The 1,368-nt window shown below is 38.6% G+C and carries 1 protein-coding gene; it reads left to right on the forward strand.

What is annotated here, in order from left to right; translation table 11 throughout:
- Positions 1-142: 142 nt before the first annotated feature.
- The coding region (locus IQ226_RS24735) for a CHAT domain-containing protein (RefSeq protein WP_370567233.1) at positions 143-1,368 on the forward strand (1,226 nt) is incomplete at its 3' end.

Here is a 1,368-nt window from a genome sequence, read left to right on the forward strand (position 1 = left end):
TTACCCCAATCTTCTGGAGGTATCTGTTCTAAGTGATTGACGCGATTTAGTTCCATGTCACTTAATTTATCACATTTTGGAGGTAATTTTTTAACGATCGCTCTTCTACCCCCCTGAACGGTTACTAAACATTTTCATAAAAATAGGCGAGCGCAGAGGCGAAGGAACTTCCCTTAATAATATTGGAGATTTTCGGCGCAATCAAGGCGAGTATTCCCAAGCACAAAAAATATTTCAGCAAGCATTAGCAATTTTTAAAGAAGTTGGCAACAAAGAGGGTGAGGGAGTTGCACTGAGTAATATTGGCAGAGTTTACGCCCATCAGGCTCAGTATCCTCAAGCACTGAAGTTCTTTGGAGAAGCTTTGGCAATTTTCAAACAAGTTGGTGACAAGGCGAGCGAAGCACGAACTCTTAGATATATAGGTAGTGCGTTTTATCAATCTGGCAAATTTGCAGAAGCGGAAAAAACGCTACGCGATGGTATGGAGGTTTTAGAAACCCTGCGAACAAAATTAAGTGACGCTAACAAAATCTCAATTTTTGAAACACAAACTGCGACTTACCGCTTACTCCAACAAGTTCTAATTGCTCAGAATAAAACCAATGCAGCTTTAGAAATTTCTGAACGAGGACGTGCTAGGGCTTTTGTGGAATTATTGTCTTCACGTTTATTTAACACAAATACCAGTCAAACCTCACAACCTGCTGTTGATGAACCGACAATAGCTTTATTACAAAAAATCGCCAAACAACAAAATGCTGCCCTGGTTCAATATTCTATTATTCCTGATACATTCAAACAGGATGGTAAAGAACAAACCAAAGAATCAGAACTCTATATCTGGGTGATTAAACCCACAGGTGAAATTGCCTTTCGTAAATCTGATTTAAAACCTCTGTGGCAAAAAGAAAATACCACTCTAGGAGAACTCGTTGATAATAGTCGTGAATCTATTGGTGTGAAAAGGAGAGGGGGTATTGTAGCTAGTCTAGATCCTAAAGCTGCTCCAGTCAAAGGAAGATTTCAAAGACTCCATGAATTACTAATTACACCCATTGCGGATCTTTTACCCAAAAAGGAAACTGAAAGAGTTGTTTTCATTCCTCAAAATGAATTATTTCTTGTTCCTTTCCCCGCACTGCAAGATGAAAAAGGTAAATATTTAATTGAAAAACATACTATTGTGACTGCTCCATCTATTCAGGTTTTAGATTTAACCCACAAGCGAAAAAACGCCATTAAAAAATCAGGAGTTGGTAGGGAAATATTAGTAGTTGGTAATCCTACTATGCCAAAAAATCCTATCACCAATGAACAAGAATCACCTCTCCCTGGTGCAGAACAGGAAGCGGTAAAAATTGCCGA

The organism is Dolichospermum sp. LEGE 00240 (assembly GCF_015207875.1).
Taxonomy (GTDB): Bacteria; Cyanobacteriota; Cyanobacteriia; order Cyanobacteriales; family Nostocaceae; genus Dolichospermum; species Dolichospermum gracile.